The organism is Azospirillum sp. BE72, assembly GCF_031455875.1.
GTDB lineage: Bacteria > Pseudomonadota > Alphaproteobacteria > Azospirillales > Azospirillaceae > Azospirillum.
Genome location: NZ_JAVDTO010000009.1, coordinates 205513 through 222960, shown reverse-complemented (window position 1 = coordinate 222960; position 17448 = coordinate 205513). Strand labels below are relative to the sequence as shown.

Annotated in this window: 16 protein-coding genes; 11 read left to right on the top strand and 5 right to left on the bottom strand. The window is 66.3% G+C overall.

Going from position 1 to position 17448, the window contains the following annotated elements:
* Positions 1-162: 162 nt before the first annotated feature.
* The 4 genes from J2Y49_RS21300 to J2Y49_RS21285 form a co-directional block, all read right to left on the bottom strand.
* Entirely contained in the window at positions 163-1734 is a 1572-nt protein-coding gene (locus J2Y49_RS21300) for a GMC family oxidoreductase (protein WP_149228371.1), read from the bottom strand.
* Between the two features lie 62 nt (positions 1735-1796).
* Positions 1797-2351, bottom strand: coding sequence for a twin-arginine translocation signal domain-containing protein (locus tag J2Y49_RS21295; protein ID WP_310116949.1), 555 nt, complete (start codon positions 2349-2351; stop codon positions 1797-1799).
* Positions 2352-2395: 44 nt separating this feature from the next.
* A complete protein-coding gene (locus tag J2Y49_RS21290; RefSeq protein ID WP_310116948.1) occupies positions 2396-2791 on the bottom strand; it encodes a VOC family protein in 396 nt (131 codons plus the stop codon).
* A 32-nt stretch (positions 2792-2823) separates the two neighbouring features.
* Positions 2824-3216, bottom strand: a complete 393-nt coding sequence (locus tag J2Y49_RS21285; RefSeq protein WP_310116947.1) for a c-type cytochrome — start codon at positions 3214-3216, stop codon at positions 2824-2826.
* Positions 3217-3749: 533 nt separating this feature from the next.
* Here J2Y49_RS21285 and J2Y49_RS21280 point away from each other — a divergent pair.
* The 7 genes from J2Y49_RS21280 to J2Y49_RS21250 all read left to right on the top strand — a co-directional run bounded on the left by J2Y49_RS21280 (position 3750) and on the right by J2Y49_RS21250 (position 12721).
* Complete coding sequence (locus tag J2Y49_RS21280) at positions 3750-5414, top strand: aromatic/alkene/methane monooxygenase hydroxylase/oxygenase subunit alpha (RefSeq protein WP_310116946.1); 1665 nt, start codon at positions 3750-3752, stop codon at positions 5412-5414.
* Between the two features lie 202 nt (positions 5415-5616).
* On the top strand, positions 5617-6675 hold the full coding sequence (locus J2Y49_RS21275; protein WP_310116945.1) for a 2Fe-2S iron-sulfur cluster-binding protein: 1059 nt from the start codon (positions 5617-5619) through the stop codon (positions 6673-6675).
* Between the two features lie 32 nt (positions 6676-6707).
* Positions 6708-7838 (top strand): aromatic/alkene monooxygenase hydroxylase subunit beta, encoded by a 1131-nt coding sequence (locus J2Y49_RS21270; protein WP_310116944.1) that lies wholly within the window; start codon positions 6708-6710, stop codon positions 7836-7838.
* A 36-nt stretch (positions 7839-7874) separates the two neighbouring features.
* Positions 7875-8231, top strand: a complete 357-nt coding sequence (locus tag J2Y49_RS21265) for an MmoB/DmpM family protein (RefSeq protein ID WP_085086548.1) — start codon at positions 7875-7877, stop codon at positions 8229-8231.
* 85 nt (positions 8232-8316) lie between these two features.
* Positions 8317-9957 (top strand): molecular chaperone GroEL, encoded by a 1641-nt coding sequence (locus J2Y49_RS21260; RefSeq protein ID WP_310116942.1) that lies wholly within the window; start codon positions 8317-8319, stop codon positions 9955-9957.
* A gap of 224 nt (positions 9958-10181) precedes the next feature.
* Positions 10182-12302, top strand: a complete 2121-nt coding sequence (locus tag J2Y49_RS21255; protein WP_310116941.1) for a sigma-54-dependent Fis family transcriptional regulator — start codon at positions 10182-10184, stop codon at positions 12300-12302.
* Between the two features lie 47 nt (positions 12303-12349).
* Positions 12350-12721, top strand: a complete 372-nt coding sequence (locus J2Y49_RS21250) for a ribbon-helix-helix domain-containing protein (RefSeq protein ID WP_310116940.1) — start codon at positions 12350-12352, stop codon at positions 12719-12721.
* A 21-nt stretch (positions 12722-12742) separates the two neighbouring features.
* On the opposite strand, the gene J2Y49_RS21245 is transcribed toward J2Y49_RS21250, so the two are convergent.
* Entirely contained in the window at positions 12743-13702 is a 960-nt protein-coding gene (locus J2Y49_RS21245; RefSeq protein WP_310116939.1) for a LysR family transcriptional regulator, read from the bottom strand.
* Positions 13703-13813: 111 nt separating this feature from the next.
* Between J2Y49_RS21245 and J2Y49_RS21240 the strand changes: the two genes are divergently transcribed.
* The 4 genes from J2Y49_RS21240 to cbbX are packed head-to-tail and all read left to right on the top strand — an operon-like array spanning position 13814 to position 17408.
* On the top strand, positions 13814-15310 hold the full coding sequence (locus tag J2Y49_RS21240; RefSeq protein WP_310116938.1) for a form I ribulose bisphosphate carboxylase large subunit: 1497 nt from the start codon (positions 13814-13816) through the stop codon (positions 15308-15310).
* 13 nt (positions 15311-15323) lie between these two features.
* Positions 15324-15779: a ribulose bisphosphate carboxylase small subunit gene (locus tag J2Y49_RS21235; protein ID WP_310116937.1), complete on the top strand. Its 456-nt coding sequence runs from the start codon at positions 15324-15326 to the stop codon at positions 15777-15779.
* Positions 15769-16491 carry a ribulose-phosphate 3-epimerase gene (gene rpe, locus J2Y49_RS21230; protein WP_409017880.1) on the top strand — a complete coding sequence of 241 codons (723 nt, stop codon included), beginning with the start codon at positions 15769-15771 and terminating at the stop codon, positions 16489-16491. Before J2Y49_RS21235 ends, rpe begins: the two co-directional genes overlap by 11 nt.
* On the top strand, positions 16488-17408 hold the full coding sequence (gene cbbX, locus J2Y49_RS21225) for a CbbX protein (RefSeq protein ID WP_310116936.1): 921 nt from the start codon (positions 16488-16490) through the stop codon (positions 17406-17408). The genes rpe and cbbX overlap by 4 nt, the downstream gene beginning before the upstream one ends.
* Positions 17409-17448: the final 40 nt, after the last annotated feature.

The window sequence follows — 17448 nt, the reverse complement described above, 5'->3', positions numbered from 1 at the left end:
CCAATGGTACTGCGTCTTAAGACGTGGGAGAGTAGGTCGCCGCCAGGTCACTCAGGCTCAAGAGACGCACAATCCAAAGCACAAACGCTGGCATCTTCGCACATATCGGAAACGCCCCGGCTCCCATGAGCCGGGGCGTTTTTGCGTTCTGGACCGTCTTCTTCAGATCTCCCGCTTCGTCATCTGGTCGGCGATATACTCCGCCTGCCGGATCGCCAGCGCGACGATGGTGAGGGTCGGGTTCTCCGACGCTCCGCTGGTGAACTGGCTGCCGTCCGACACGAACAGGTTCTTGATGTCGTGCGCCTGTCCCCATTTGTTGACGACACCGTCGCGGGCGTTGGCGCTCATCCGGTTGGTGCCGAGGTTGTGGGTGGACGGGTAGGGCGGCGTGTGGATGGTCCGGACAGCACCCACTGCGTCATAGACCGCTGAGCCTCGCCCGTAGGCATGGGTGCGCATGGCGATGTCGTTGGGGTGATCGTCGAAATGCACGTTGGGAATGGGCAGGCCGAACTTGTCCTTCTCGGTGGCGTGCAGGCTGACGCGGTTGGTCTCGCGCGGCATGTCCTCCCCCACCAGCCACATGCCGGCGATATGGTCGTAGGCATCCATCGCCGAGCTGAAATCGCGGCCCCAGGCACCCGGATCGAGGAAGGCGGCCATGAAGGGCACGCCAAGCGACAGCGTTTCCATCTCGTAGCCGCCGACGAATCCGCGCCGCGGGTCGAAGCGGGACTCGTCCTTGATGATGCCGGCCATGGTGGTGCCGCGGTACATGTGGACCGGCCGGTCGAACACCGCATAGACCGAACCGGTCATGTGCCGCATGTAGTTGCGCCCGACCTGACCGGAGGAGTTCGCCAGCCCGTCCGGAAACATCGTCGAGGCGGAGTTCAGCAGCAGGCGCGGGCTTTCGATGGAGTTGCCGGCCACCGCGACGATGCGGGCCTTCTGCCGCTGGATGGCGCCGGTGCCGTCGGCATAGAGCACGGCATTGACCCGGCCCTTGGCGTCATGCTCCACCTTCAGGACCTGGGCGTTCGGCCGGACCTCCAGATTGCCGGTGGCCTCGCCCTTGGGGATCTCGGTGTACAGGGTGGACCATTTCGCGCCCGACTTGCAGCCCTGGAAACAGAAGCCGATCTGCTGGCAGGGGCCGCGGCCGTCACGCGGCTTGCTGTTGATCGACATGTTGCCGGTGTGGAAATCGGTGTAGCCCAGCTTCTTGGCGCCGGCCGCCAGCACCTTGTAATTGTTGTTGCCGGGCAGGCGCGGGATGCCGTTGGTGCCGGTCGTGCCCATCTTGAATTCGGCCTTGGCGTAATAGGGCTCCATCTCCGCCAGCGTCACCGGCCAGTCGAGCAGGTTGGCCCCCTCCACCTCGCCATAGGTCGTGCGCGCCTTGAACTCATGCTCCTGAAAGCGGAGCGAAGCGCCGGCCCAATGGACGGTGGAGCCGCCGACCGCCTTGACGATCCAAGCCGGCAGGTTGGGGAAGTCCTTCGCCACCCGCCAGGCACCCGAGGTGGTGCGCTTGTCCAGCCAGGAGATCTGCGAAAAGCTCTTCCACTCGTCGTTCACGAAATCCTGGATCTCGTGGCGCCCGCCGGCTTCCAGGCAGACGACCTTGATCCCCTTCTGGGCCAATTCGTTCGACAGAGTGCCGCCGCCGGCACCCGATCCGATCACCACCACGACGCCGTCGTCGTCCAATGAGAATTTCGCGGCCATGTCTCGATCCTCCCCGTTGCGGGTGTTTTGTGGGCGTTCATTGAGGCTGGTCGGCAGGGATGTCAGGCGTCCTTGATCCAATCAAGATCGTCGAACCCGCGATGGATGTAGCCGCCATATTCGGCGGACGCCCCTTCGTAGCCGAGCTTCGCCCACACCTCCGGCTGGTTGTAGAGGGCGACCACCATGTCGCCGCGGACCTTGCGGAAGAACGGGGTTGCTTCGATGGATTTCAGCACCATGACGCGGTCCGCCTCCGCCGGAATGGCGGCGTAGGGGGCGTTGCGCAGCTTGCGCGCGGCGGTATCGAGTGCCACGGCGCCTTCATTGAGCTGGCCGGCCAGAGTCGCGTCCTTGGCCGCTTCCTGATCCATGGAGGCCAGCGCCTTCTCGTAATAGGCGTCTCCCAGCCGGTCGTGCGGATAGAGGTCGCGGACCATGACCAGAAGCGTTTTGGCAGCGTCGGGCTTGATGGCCGTGAGCGCACCGGCCCAGGCCGGCGTCGCCGCGATCGACACCACACCGCTGGAAACCGCGCCCGCCGCCGCCACCGAAGCGGCCGAGGTTTTGAGGAAATTCCGCCTGTTGAACCGTGTCCGTTTGTCGAGAACGCGCATGATTGACGTCTCCTTCCCAAGTGGTTTGTTCTTGTCGTCAAAACTCAGCGGTAGCGGCCGTGGCGTTGCAGGACCTCGGTCTTGTAGCCGTCCGGATCGGTGACGAAGAAAAAGCGGGCCAGCAACGCGCCGCCGGGGGCGAACTCCTTCACCGGCGTCACCGGGAAGCCCAAGGCCGACAGCCGGGCGTGCTCCCGCTGCAGATCGTCCACCGCGACCGCCATGTGGCCATAGCCGTCGCCATGGGTGTAGGGGGTGGTGCGGTCATGGTTGACGGTCAGTTCCAGTTCGAAATCGTTCTCGGCATTGCGCAGGTAGATCAGCGTGAAGCCTTCGAAGGCCAGCCGCTCGGCCGGCTCAAGTCCAAAGGCCTTCGCGTAGAAGTCCAGCGACCGCTGTTCGTCGAGGACGCGCACCATCATGTGAATGATCTTGGCCATGATGCTTCCTGCGATGTCGTTGTGGGGCCGGGTCAGCGGGTGGCGCTGGTTTCCAGGAAATTGACGATGCTCTTGCGGACGCTGCCGTCTTCCTGCCGGTAGTTCATGTAGCTGCCCGGGAGGAACTCGTTCGAATTCGCCAGCCAGCGCTCCAGATGGCCGGCGTCCCAGGCGAAGCCGGCGCCGCGCAACGCGTCGGAATATTCGAAGCCGGCCGCCGAGCCGACCTTGCGGCCGATGACGCCAAACAGCGGTGGTCCGGCGCGCGGGCCATCGTCCTTCTTCACTGTATGGCAGGCTCCGCATTGCTGCCGGAACAGCGTCTCGCCTTCCGCCGCCGCGGACTTCCGCGTAAAGGGCGAGAGCGGTATGGACAGCAGGAGCAGCAGCATCACCCAGCGGTGCGGCGACAGTTTCGCGTGCATCGCATGCCTCATCTTTCAAAAACCCTCCCGATGCGTGGGGCGGCGCCTGCGCTTTTCTTTGCCGGATCAGCCGGGCAGGTGGCCGGGGCGGCGCCGTTGACTGGGAATAGCAAGCGTCATGCCACCTTGCGGGCGGTTGCCGGGAGCTTGGTGGCGGGACGTTTTCCCGTGGTGTCGCCGGTATCGAGTGTCTCGACTGTTTCGTTTTGAGACACCCGCCCGCGACAAGTCGTCTCATGATGGGACAGTGCGTTACACGAACGTTCTTTAAAATCGGTTTGCCGCCGCCGATTGCCGGCTTGGCATGGCCGTTGCTTTACAGGGTCGACGGTGCAGCCGCCCCCGTTCGGCGGACGCAATCGGTCTGAAGCCGGACGATCTCGGAACTCACGCCGTCGGCATCCCAAAGGCAGGCCGGCACGACTTTGCCCGGCAGCCAGTCGCCTGCCACCGGCGAACGACGCGATCCTTCAGGCCCGATCCTTAAGCCCTGTCATCGGATCAACATCATCAAAATCATGGGGAGAGACGACATGCCGGATGGATTGACGCTGAACAAGATCACCAGCCAGAAAGGCATCGGCATCAGCGAGGCGGCGCGCCGCGTCGCCGATCTCGGCTGGACGCCGTCCTACGTCAAGGAGGCGATGGCCTTTCCGACCGACTACAAGATCTCCAAGGCGCCGCGCGACCCGATGAAGCAGGTCCTGCGCTCCTACTTTCCGATGCAGGAGGAGAAGGACAACCGCGTCTATGGCGCGCTAGATGCGGCGCTGCGCGGCGACATGTTCCGCAATGTCGAGCCGCGCTGGATCGAGTGGATGAAGCTGTTCCTGGCGATCATCCCCTTCCCGGAAATCTCGGCGGCGCGGTCGATGGCGACGCTGGGCCAGCTGGCGCCGGGCGACGACCTGCGCACCGGCTTCACCATGCAGATGATCGACGAGTTCCGGCACTCGACGATCCAGATGAACCTCAAGAAATGGTACATGGAGAACTACATCGACCCGGCCGGCTTCGACATCACCGAGAAGGCGTTCGGCAAATGCTACGCCACCACCATCGGCCGGCAGTTCGGTGAGGCCTTCCTGACCGGCGACGCCATCACCGCGTCGAACATCTATCTGCAGGTCGTGGCGGAGACGGCCTTCACCAACACCTTGTTCGTCGCCATGCCGTCTGAGGCGGCGCGCAACGGAGACTATGCCCTGCCCACCGTCTTCCTGTCGGTGCAGAGCGACGAGTCCCGCCACATCGGCAACGGCCATTCCATGCTGATGTCGGTGCTGAAGGAGCCGGACAACCATCTGCTGCTGGAACGCGACATCCGCTATTCCTTCTGGCAGAACCACATGATCGTCGACGCCGCCATCGGCACGATCATCGAATACGGCACCAAGAATCGCGACAAGAACAAGGAATCCTACGCCGAGCTGTGGCACCGCTGGATTTTCGAGGATTACTATCGCACCTACATGCTGCCGCTGGAGAAGTACGGCATCAAGATCCACCATGACGACGTTCACGAAGCCTTCGACAGCATCGTCAAGAAGAATTACGTCCACAAGATCGCCCAGTTCTTCTCGGCCGGCTGGTGGGCCAATTTCTGGCGCATCGAGGCGATGACCGAGCGCGACTTCGAATGGTTCGAGAGCAAGTATCCGGGCTGGTACGACGAGTTCGGCGTCTGGTGGGAAAATTACGCCAAGCTCAGCAAGCCCGGCAGCGTACCGATCACCTTCGCCGACACCGGCTATGTCTACCCGCACCGCTGCTGGTCGAGCCTGGTGCCCTGCGTCATCCGCGAGGATTTCCAGATCGACGAGGTCGACGGCGAGCTGTTCACCTACGCCTCCGAAGTCGACCGCTGGACCCACAAGGAGGCCTTCGCCGCCGAATACCAGGGCCGCCCGACGCCGGCGATGGGCCGCTTCTCCGGCCGGCGCCAGTGGGAGGAGGTCTATGACGGCTGGGATCTCGCCGACGCCATCCAGGACATGGGCTTCGTCCGTCCCGACGGGAAGACGCTGGTCGCCCAGCCGCATCTGTCCTTCGAGGAGAAGGACATGTGGACGCTGGATCATGTGCGCGGCCACACCATCCGCAGCCCGCTGCTGGCCCTGCGCGAAATGACGCCGCAACAGCGTCAGGCGCATGTCGACGAGTACCGCAAGGGCTTCAAGATCCGCCGGGTCTGATTCCAGGGCTATCGCATAAGGAGCTCGTTCGCAGGGAAACGCCCTTCTCCCGCAAGGGGAGAAGGGCATCCGAACCGCAACGTCATTACTCCGACATCAAATGCGATGACCCATGGGTCTGATCCCCTGCCTCACCGATCGGGGCCGTTGCCTTTCCCAATGAAAAGAGGCGAACGCGCTCCCTTGCGGAGATCGACAGACCATGACCGCACAAGCGCTGCACAACAGTCCGGCCGTCCACACGGTGCGGCTGGAGCCGGTCGGCATCGAAATGGAGGTTGCAGAAGGGGAAACCATCCTCGACGCGGCCTTTCGCCAGGGCGTCTCGCTGATGCATGGCTGCAAGGAGGGGCAATGCTCCGCCTGCAAATGCCTGCTGATCGACGGCGACGTGGAGATGCTGAAATACTCCACCTTCGCGCTCTCCGATCCGGAGCGCGACAGTAACCACATCCTGCTCTGCCGCTCGCTGGCCTACAGCGACGTGGCGGTGGAATTGCTGAACTATGACGAGGATCTGCTGTCCCGCTCCATCCCGGTGAAGGACTTCAACGCGCGGCTGGCGGCGGTGGAGCCACTGACCCACGACATCGTCGCCATTGCGCTGGAACTGGACCAGCCGATGAAGTTCTGGGCCGGTCAATATGCCGACATCACGCTGCCTGGCATCGGCCTCACCCGCTCCTTCTCCATGGGCAACCCGCCGGCGGATGGCAATCGGCTGGAATTCATCATCAAGAAATACCCGGACGGCGCCTTTTCCCGGCAACTGGACGGAGGCCTGTCGGTCGGCGATCGGGTGAGCGTCCGCGGTCCCTACGGCACCTGTTTCCGCCGCGAGGGGCGAGAAGGGCCGATGATCCTGGTCGGCGGCGGGTCGGGCATGGCGCCGCTGCTGTCGATCCTGCGCGATCAGGCCGCCAGCGGCGAGACGCGGCCGGTGCGTCTCTTCTACGGCGCCCGCAGCCGCAGGGACCTGTTCCACCTCGACCTGTTCGAGGAATTCACCCGCAGCCTGCCGGACTTCGCCTTCGTCCCCGCCCTGTCGCATGCGGAGGAGGGCGACGGCTGGGCCGGCGAGACCGGCTTCATCCACGAGGTGCTGCGCCGGCACCTGTCCGACATGGCGGAGGTGGGGGAGGCCGACGTCTTCTCCTGCGGGCCGCCGCCGATGATCGACGCGGTGCTGCCGGTCCTGCAGATGGCCGGCGTCGATTCCGCGCGCGTCTATTTCGACAAATTCACCCCCGCCACCCGCTGAGCCGGGATTTTGCAAATTCGGGAGGAAAGACGATGACCATGCAGGAAACCGAAACCACATCCGCTGCCGCCGGGGCCAAGGTCTTTCCGGGATCGGACAGCCGCCGCTACAACTACTTCGAGCCGAAGGGGCGCAAGGCGACCCATTACGAGGACGTGACGGTCGATGTCCAGCCCGATCCGGATCGTTATCTGCTCCAGAACTGGATCATCTCCTTCGGCGACGGGACGCCGACCTATTCCAAGGACTGGACCGCGCTGAAATGCGCCGACTGGCACGGTTTCCGCGCGCCCGACCAGGAATGGGAACGCACCCATTACCAGCGCCAATCCACCATCGTCGGCATGATCCAGAACGTGGTGGAGAACGCACGCCGCGCCGGTGCGCCCCAGCGCTTCGACAAGGCCTGGGTCGCCGTGCTCCAGAACCATGTCGGTGCCTTCAAGCATGCCGAATACGGGCTGGGCACCGCTTTGATGCGGGCGCAGCGCTACGGCTACACCCAGATGGTGAACAACGCCATCCTGACCAACGCCTCTTACAAGCTGCGCTTCGCCCAGGATCTGACGCTCTATCTGGCGGAGGTCGGCAGCGACATCGGTGGGTTCGATCTGGACGCCGGCAAGGCGCACTGGCTGGACGACCCCATCTGGCAGCCCTGCCGCGAGGCGGTGGAGCATATCCGCGCAGCCACCGATTTCCTGGAGCAGTATTTCGCCGTCAACCTCGTCTTCGAACCGTTGGTGGGCGAGCTGTTCCGCAGCGGCTTCGTCATGCAGGTGGCGGCGGCGCAGAACGACTTCTCCACCCCGTCGGTCATCTCGGCGGCGGAGGCCGACTATGAACGGAACCTCGCCAACGCGGTGGAGCTGTTCGCCCTGCTGCTGCGCGACCCGGCGCACGGGCAGGATAACCGGACCATGCTGCAGAGCTGGTTCGCCCATCACGGCGGGTTGGCTGTGAAGGCGGCGTTGCAGTTGCAGCCGCTGTGGTCGCTGCCGCGGGTCAAGGCGGCGAGCTTCGCCGATGCCTTCGAGCGGGCGCGCAACCGCGTCGCCGCCATCGGGCGCGAGATCGGCATCGATGCCGACCTGCCGGCGCTGCCGCCGGTCGAGGTCGGGCAGCCTGCCGCGGCTGCCGTCACCGACGCCGCGGCCGAGTGATCCTTCCCGCATCTCCGCCACAAGAGGACGAAAACCATGAGCGTCACCACCGTGCAGCAGCTTTTCAAGCCGCTGAAGGACATCACCCAGGACGGCACCATCTCCCACCAGTGCGGCGTGACGATGAACGACAGCGTCGAGGCGCGCTGCATCGCCGAGGTGATGGAGAGCAAGCCCGGCATCACCGTCACCTATCTGCCGGCGATGATCCGCATCGACGGCGAGGGCAAGATCGAGTTCAAGATGAGCGAGATCGGCGAGGCCCTCGGCCGCGAGATGACCCCGCATATCTTCGAGATCTCCACCTCCACCCACTATGGCCGCATGGTCATGATCGACGAGGACACCGTCGTCCTCTTCGGCAACATGGATGACGCGCTCGCCTACGAATGAGTGGGCAGGCGGGGCTCGCTTCAGGTCCGGCGGGCTCCGCCTCTTTTTCAAATCCGCAAAATCAAGAATGGGAGGGAACGAGACCATGCCGAAGATGATGCTGCACCGTGCCGAGGCGCGGACCGCGCTTGCCCGTGGGGTGGGCAAGCTGGCGCTGGCGGTCCGCGGCACGCTGGGGCCGAAGGGGACGAACGCGATCATCGACCGCCCCATCGGCACGCCGATGATCTCTCGCGACGGCGTCAGCATCGCCGCCGAGATCGAGCTGCCTTGCCGCTTCGAGAACATGGGCGCCCAGGTGGTGCGCGAGGTGTCGAAGCAGACCAACGATGTGGCCGGCGACGGCACCACCACCGCCACCGTGCTGGCCGACGCGCTGATCCAGGATGGCGTCGCCGTGCTGGCGGATGGCCATGGCTCGGTCGAGTTGGTGGAGGGAATGGAGCGTGCCTGCGGCTTCGTCGTCGACCGGCTGCGCCGCATGGCCCGGCCGCTGGAAGGCGATGCGCAGCTGGAGCAGGTGGCGACGGTCGCGGCGACCGATCCGGCGCTCGGCCGGCTGGTAGCGGATGCTCTGCGCCGGGTGGGGATGGCGGGGGTGATCGACATCGAATACGGCCAGCCGGGCGCGCCGACCGCGCTGCATGTGCTGGAGGGCATGGTGCTGGACCGCGGCTTCCTGTCCCACCACATGGCGACCGAGCCCACCGGCCAGACCGCGGTGCTGGAGCGGCCCCACATCCTGATGACCGACCACAAGATCACCGATCCGGACCCGCTCCTGCGCCTGATCGACCGCATCGCCGCCGGGGGGCGGCCGCTGCTGGTCGTCGCCGATAGCGTGGCGCCGGAGGTGGTGGCTGCCCTGATGGAGCTGCGCCGCGGCGGACGCGCCACGGTGGTGGCGATCAATCCGCCGGAATTCGGCCATTGGCGTACGGCGACGATGGAGGACATCGCGATCCTGACCGGCGGGCGCGTCATCGCCCGCGACCTGGGCGGGCGCCTCGACAGCGTGACGGCGGAGGATCTGGGGGGCGCCGACCGCATCGAGGTGTCCGCCGGCCGCACCACCATCCTGCGCGGGCACGGCAATCCGGACATGCTGGCCGCCCGCCGCGCGCTGGTGCAGCGCCAGTGGGAGGAGGCGCCGCCCAACATCGAACGCGACAAGCTGTCCCAGCGGCTGGCGAAGCTGACGCATGGCACCGCCCTGATCGAGGTCGGCGGCGCCACGCCGGTGGAACAGAAGCGCACGGCCCAGCTTCTGGAGGATTCGCTCGCCGCCGCCCGTGCCGCGCTGGCGGAGGGTGTGCTGCCCGGCGGCGGCACTGCGCTGGCCCGCATCGCCCCGCTGCTCGACCGGCTGGCCGAGGATGTTGGGGAGGGCGAGCGCGCAGGGATACGGCTGGTGCAGCGGGCGATGCTGCAGCCTCTGGTCTGCATCGCCGAGAATGGCGGACTGGACGGGGCCGGCATCGCCGCTCGCCTCGCCGAGCTTCCGGACGGCGCCGGGTTCGATGCGCGCACCGGCCGGTTCGGCGACCTGTTCGCCGCGGGGATCATCGACCCTGCCAAGGTCACCACGCTGGCCCTGTTGAACGCGGTGTCGGTCGCCAAGCTGGTCCTGACCACCCACACCCTGATCGCCGACATCCCCGACGACGTCGATCCAACCGCCGGTCCGGCCCGCGGCGGCGGGATGGAGCGCTACGGGCGCGACTGATCCGCATCCGGCGGCACGAAACCTCCACCTTCGGGGAAAGGGGCAGGGAAAAAAGCCATAGAGTATTCCGCTACTACCGCTCCCGCTTCGGTTCGGCTTATGATTTTTTACACGAACAATCAGAAATGCGGAGGATCGGGGGCGGTCCTCCGCATCCGGACCGAAGGACAATCGGCGCACGGGCAATAAAACAGCAAAAGACGCCGGGAAGCAGGGAGGGGACAGTGTTGGCCAATGAAGAGGTCGCCATCGGCCGTTCGGCCGTTGCGTCATCCGGTCCGGCGTTCCATGCGCTGGCCAAGAGCGAACGTGACGGCGAACGGGCGACGATGAAGGCATGGGAAGACTTCGTTTCCGGATCGAGGCAGGAAAACCTGCCGGTCCGTGACGTGGTCATCCGATCCTGGGCACGGTGCCAGAGTTTTCTGGTCGACGCACGGGCGGACGCGGCGCCGGTGGTCGGCGCCGACCATGTGGAAGCCCTGAGACGGGAGAACCGCGAACTTCTGCAGGCCGCTGCCACCACGATGGCGGAGGCGGCGGATCTTCTCGCCGGCACGCGGACGGTGATGCTGATCACCGATGCCAACGGCGTGGTGCTGGAGGCGGCGGGCGACCGGGCCACCTTGAGCGCCGCACGCGACATCAGCCTGGGCTGTGGCGGCCATTGGAGCGAGAGCTGCGCCGGGACCAACGGCATCGGCACGGCGCTGGCGTCCAAGACGCCGGTGCTGGTCCAGGCGGCCGAGCATTACTGCGCCGGCATCAAGGGGTGGAGCTGCGCCGGGGCGCCGATTCACGATCCGCTGGACGGGTCGGTCGTGGGGCTGCTCGACATCTCCGGGCTGAAGCAGGGATTCAGCGCCCAGGCGCTGGCGCTGGCAGTGGTAGCCGCCCGGCAGGTGGAATGGAACCTCGCCCGCCAGACCGAGGCGGAGCATGTCCGTCTGCTGGAAGCCTGCCTGGAGGACAGCCAGAAATATGCCGGAGAGGGACTGATCGCACTGGATGCGCGTGGCCGCCTGCTCTACGCCAGCCGAAAGGCGGCGCATCTGCTGAAGGCCAGTCTCGGGTCCGACCTGCCTCAGCTCAGCCGCGGCACGAAGCTGCCCATCGTCGGGATCGCCGGCACGGTGGCGGGCAATCCGGCGGATGGCCAACTGCCCGTGCCCGCCGACTGGGTCAGGCCCCTGATGCTCGACGGCGAGCGGCGGGGCACGCTGCTGGTCATTCCCCGCGCGGCCGCCTGCCGCCTGCCGTCCGGCCGCCGCACGGCGTCCGACGAGACCGACCATGCGCGGTCGCGCTTCGGCGGCATCGTCGGGGCCAGCGACAGCCTGCGCGTGGTGATCGGCCAGGGGGAGCGGCTGGCGCCGTTGCCGGTCCCGATCCTGATCGAGGGGGAAACCGGCGTCGGCAAGGAACTGTTCGCGCGGGCCATCCACGGCCACAGCGCCGTGGCCGGTGGTCCCTTCATCCCCTTCAATTGCGGGGCCGTGTCGCGCGAGATGCTGGGCAGCGAGCTGTTCGGCTATGTACGTGGCGCCTTCACCGGGGCGGCGGCGGAGGGACGGACCGGCCGTTTCGAACTGGCCGATGGCGGAACGCTGTGCCTGGACGAGGTCGGCGAACTGCCGCTCGACCTCCAGCCCTATCTGCTGCGGGTGCTGGAGGAAGGGGTGTTGTACCGCATCGGCGACAGCACGCCGCGCCGGGTGTCGGTCCGGCTGCTCGCCATGACCAACCGCAACCTGCGCCATGAGGTAGCCGCCGGCCGCTTCCGCCGCGACCTGTATCACCGTCTGGCCGTCACCGCCCTGCGGGTGCCGCCGTTGCGGGAGCGGCAAGGCGACGTGCTGCGGCTGATCGCCCATTTCAACGACCTGCTGGCCGACCGGCACGGGCGGGATCCGGTCCGGTTCACGGCGGCGGCGCTGGAACGCCTGCACCGCTATGACTGGCCGGGCAATGTCCGGGAGTTGAGGAATTTGGTGGAACGCGCGGTCCTGCTGTCCACCGGCGGAATGGTGGACGTCGGCGATCTTCCCGAGGAATTGCGGGATGGCTGCGGCGGCGTGGACGCGGAGGGCTGGCCCCTGCCGGGTCCGCCGATGCCGATGCAGATGCCTGCGTCTCCCGGTCTGCCGGCGATATCCCCGCCGGCCATGTCCCTGACGGTGACGGAGCAGCGGACCATCGAGGACGTGATCGCCGCCACCGGAGGAAACCTGTCGGACGCCGCCGCGGTGCTGGGCATCTCGCGCAGCACCCTGTACCGCAAGCTGAGCCAGCATGGCATCCGGCGCGAGGCTATTGGAAAGGGAGTGGGCGCCGCCCGTGCCTGATCCCGTTTGCCGCAGGACAGCGTAACCGCTTCAGGGAGGGCCGGTGCATGTGCCAGATCTTCGTCAACACCGACCCCATCCTGTACGAGGCGCGGTCCCGCTCGGTCCGCATCCACGGGATGGTGACCAGCATCCGGTTGGAGAACCTGTTCTGGAACGTCCTTGCCGACATCGCGGCGGAGCAGGGAATCACCACCAATCGCCTGATCGTCACCCTGCATGACGAGGTCGTGGAGGTCCATGGCACGATCCAGAATCTCGCCTCGTTCCTGCGTGTCAGCTGCGTGCGCTATCTGACCATGGCTCCCGGCTCTGTATCCGAGGCTGGCGGGCAGGCGAGGATTGCGGTTCCCGCATCGGATGGCGGCGCGTCCGTCCTTGCTTTCCAGCGGGACCGTCGCCTGCCCGATGACGCGTGACGGTGCGGTCAGGAAGCCGCGTCAGCTTCCGGACGCAAGCGCCCGGTGGCCGGCTTGGATGCTGTCGATGATCGCCTGCCCACGCTCCAGCAGGTAGCTGCGCAACTGCGCATGCACCGGCAGCAGCGGCAGGCTGCGGCGGTGGGCGATGTACCAGGAGCGCATCAATGGCAATCCTTCCACCTTCAGCTCGCGCAGCATTCCCAAAGCCAGTTCCAGGTCTACGGTGTGGCGCGACAGCAGGGCGACGCCGATGCCGGCCATCACCGCCTGCTTGATCGTCTCGTTGCTGCTGGAGGTCATGACGATGCGCGGCGAGAAGCCCTGCCCGTGGAAATAGGCGTCGGTCAGCGCCCGCGTGCCGGCCCCTTCCTCCCGCGCGATGAAGCCGCTGTCGGCCAGATCGGACAGGCGCAGGGCCGGGGCGTCGGCCAGCGGATGGGTCGGCGCGCAGATGATGATGCTGGGATGGCGGGCGAAGGGTTCGGCCAGCAGTTCATCCGCGTCCAGTGGGCGGCCCATGATGGCGAGATCGACCTCGCCCTTGGCGACCATCGCATTCACCTCCCGCCGGTTGCCGTCCTGGAGATGGATCGACACGCCCGGCCGTTCCACCTGGAAGCGGGAGACCATGTGCGGAGCGATGTATTTGGCGGTGCTGACCAACCCGATGGTGACGTTGCCGCCGGTCACCCCCTTCAGCGCCTGCATCCGCCGGTCGGCATTGTCCAGCGCCTGGAGGATCAGCGTCGCATGCTCCAGCAGGTCACGCCCGGCCTCCGTCAGGACGACGCGGCGGCCGACCCGCTCGAACAGCGGGAAGCCGCAATGGCCCTCCACCTGCTTGATCTGGAACGAGACCGCGCCGGGCGTCAGTCCGAACCGCTCCGCCACCCGGGCGAAGGACAGGCTGCGGGCGGCGGCGGTGAAGATTTGGAGCTGGCGCAGCGTGGCATGCTGGATGGTCATCGGCCGGCCCATTCATCAGGAATCCCTATCCATACTGTGCTGTGTATTTGAATTTTCCTCAATAGTACGTGGGGCTAACGTTTTCATCGGAACGAACCGAACGCCACCGGCGAGGTGAAGACGATGAACTACGTATCGACGACTCTTCCAACGGATCAGAAGGCCGCCGATGGAGTTGTCAGCGACCCGAAGGCCCGCTACCGGCCTGGCGTGTTGAAATACCGCCAGATGGGCTATTGGGAACCCGACTACGAACCGAAGGACACCGACGTGCTTGCCGTCTTCCGCATCACGCCGCAGGACGGCGTCGATCCGGAGGAAGCGGCGGCGGCTGTCGCCGGCGAAAGCTCCACCGCCACCTGGACCGTGGTGTGGACCGACCGTCTGACCGATTGCGAGCGCTACCGGGCCAAGGCCTTCCGCGTCGATCCGGTGCCCGGCACGCCGGGGCAGTATTTCGCCTACATCGCCTATGAACTCGACCTGTTCGAGGAAGGGTCGATCGCCAACCTCACCGCATCGATCATCGGCAATGTCTTCGGCTTCAAGCCGCTGAAGGGGTTGCGGCTGGAGGACATGCGGATCCCCATCGCCTATTTGAAGACCTTCCAGGGGCCGGCGACCGGCATCGTGGTGGAACGCGAGCGGCTGAACAATTTCGGCCGGCCGCTGCTGGGCGCCACGATGAAGCCGAAGCTGGGCCTGTCCGGCCGCAACTATGGCCGCGTGGTGTACGAGGCGCTGAAGGGCGGGCTCGACTTCACCAAGGACGACGAGAACATCAACTCGCAGCCCTTCATGCATTGGCGCGACCGCTTCCTCTACTGCATGGAAGGGGTGAACCGCGCCATCGCCGAGACCGGGGAGGTCAAGGGCACCTATCTGAACGTCACCGGCGCCACCATGGAGGACATGTACGAGCGCGCCGAGTTCGCCAAGGAACTGGGCAGCGTCATCGTCATGATCGATCTGGTGATCGGCTACACCGCCATCCAGTCGATGGCGAAATGGGCGCGGCGCAACGACATGATCCTGCACCTGCACCGCGCCGGCCATTCCACCTACACCCGGCAGAAGAGCCACGGCGTGTCCTTCCGCGTGATCGCCAAGTGGATGCGCATGGCCGGCGTCGACCACATCCATGCCGGCACCGTCGTCGGCAAGCTGGAGGGCGACCCCAACGTCATCCGCGGCATCTACGACACCTGCCGCGAGACCCATGTCCCGCAGAACCTGCAGCACGGCATCTTCTTCGACCAGCCCTGGGCTGGCCTGAAGCGGGTGATGCCGGTGGCGTCGGGCGGCATCCATGCCGGGCAGATGCACCAGCTGCTGACCTATCTGGGCGAGGACGTGATCCTGCAGTTCGGCGGCGGCACCATCGGCCATCCCGACGGCATCCAGGCCGGCGCCACCGCCAACCGCGTCGCGCTGGAAGTGATGGTCAAGGCCCGCAACGAAGGCCGCGACATCTGGAACGAGGGGCCGGAGATCCTGCGCGACGCCGCCCGCTGGTGCGCCCCGCTGCGCGCCGCGCTCGACACCTGGAAGGACGTGACCTTCGACTACGCCTCCACCGACAGCGTCGATTACGTCCCCACCCCCACCGCGGCGATGTGAAGGAGCGAGTCCCATGCGTCTTAATCCTATGCGTTTGACTCAGGGCCAATTCTCCTTCCTGCCGGACCTGACGGACGAGGAGATCACCAAACAGGTGCAATACGCCCTCGACCAGGGCTGGGCCGTGGCGGTGGAGTTCACCGACGATCCGCATCCGCGCAACAGCTATTGGACGATGTGGGGCAACCCCATGTTCGACCTGCGCGACGCCAAGGGCGTGATGATGGAGATCGACGCCTGCCGCACCGCCCATCCCGACCAGTACGTGAAGGTCCTCGCCTTCGACAGCTCCCACGGGTTCGAGACGGTGCGCATGTCCTACCTGATCAACCGCCCGGCGGCGGAGCCCGGCTTCGAGCTGCTGCGGTCGGAGGGGCCGGGGCGGCGCATCGGCTACACGGTGCGCAGCTATGCCACCGGCCGTCCGCCGGGTGAGCGCTATGGCGGGGAGGTCCGTCATGGAGCGTGAGATCAGGCCGGGCAATCTCCTCGCCCCCTCCATCCTGTCCGCCGACTTCGCCCGGCTGGGCGAGGAGGTGGAGCGGGTGGTGGAGGCCGGTTGCGAGGTCGTCCACATCGACGTGATGGACAACCATTACGTTCCCAACCTGACCATCGGCCCGCTGGTCTGCGCCGCCATCCGTCCGCGCACCCGCGCAACGCTCGACGTGCATCTGATGGTGCGGCCGGTCGACGCCCTGGTGCCGCAGTTCGCCAAGGCCGGCGCCGACATCATCAGCTTCCACCCCGAGGCGTCGGACCATCCCGACCGCACCCTGGCGCTGATCCGCGAGCAGGGCTGCCGCTCTGGACTGGCGCTGAACCCGGCCACGCCTCTGGCGTATCTGGACCATGTGATGGACCGGCTGGACCTGATCCTCGTCATGTCGGTCAACCCCGGCTTCGGCGGCCAGTCCTTCATCCCCTCCGCGTTCGAGAAGATCGCCGAGGTCCGCCGCCGCATCGACCGCCACCGCGAGCGTACCGGCCGCGCCATCCGGCTTGAGGTGGACGGCGGCATCAAGCCCGACAACATCCGCGCCGTCGCCGAGGCCGGGGCCGACATCTTCGTCGCTGGTTCCGCCATCTTCGGCGATGCTGACGCCGACGGCGGCTATCGCGGCGTGGTCGGCCGCATGCGTGCCGCCCTGGTGGCCAAACCGGAATGGAGGGCGGCATGAGCGGGGCGGCCGACCTTCTCGCCCCGGAAACCCGTGACCAGCCGCGCGACGCTCCGTCCGTCGATCTCGACGCGCTCTACCGCGAGTCCGGCATCGGCGAAATGCTGGCGGGGATGGACCGCGAACTGGTCGGGCTGATGCCGGTGAAGACCCGCATCCGCGAGATCGCCGCCCTGCTGCTGGTGGAACGGGCACGGCGCAGCATCGGCCTTCGGGCGGAGCCGCCGTCGCTGCACATGTGCTTCACCGGCAATCCCGGCACCGGCAAGACCACGGTGGCGCGGCGCATGGCCGGGCTTCTCCATGGGCTGGGCTATATCCGGCGCGACCATGTGGTCAGCGTCACCCGCGACGATCTGGTCGGCCAGTATATCGGCCACACCGCGCCGAAGACGAAGGAGGTGCTGAAGCGCGCCATGGGCGGCGTGCTGTTCATCGACGAGGCCTATTACCTCTACCGGCCGGAGAACGAGCGCGATTACGGCCAGGAAGCCATCGAAATCCTGCTCCAGGTGATGGAGGACAACCGCGACGATCTGGTCGTGATCCTCGCCGGCTATCGCGACCGCATGGAGGTGTTCTTCCGCTCCAACCCCGGCATGGCGTCGCGCATCGCCCATCATGTCGATTTCCCCGACTACGAAGCAGCGGAACTGCTGGAGATCGCCCGGCTGATGACGGAGGGCATGCAGTACCGCATGGCTCCGGAGGCCGAACGGGCGATGGGCGACTACATCCTCCGCCGCATGGCCCAGCCGCGCTTCGCCAACGCCCGCTCCATCCGCAACGCGCTGGACCGCGCCCGCCTGCGTCAGGCCAACCGCCTGTTCGAGGCGCGCGGCAGCGCCATCGCCGCCGCCGACCTGCTGACCATCGCCGAGGAGGACATCCGCCAAAGCCGCGTCTTCACACAATAGGCCGCCAACGAAGCCGGCCGCAGAAAACATGAATGAGAGG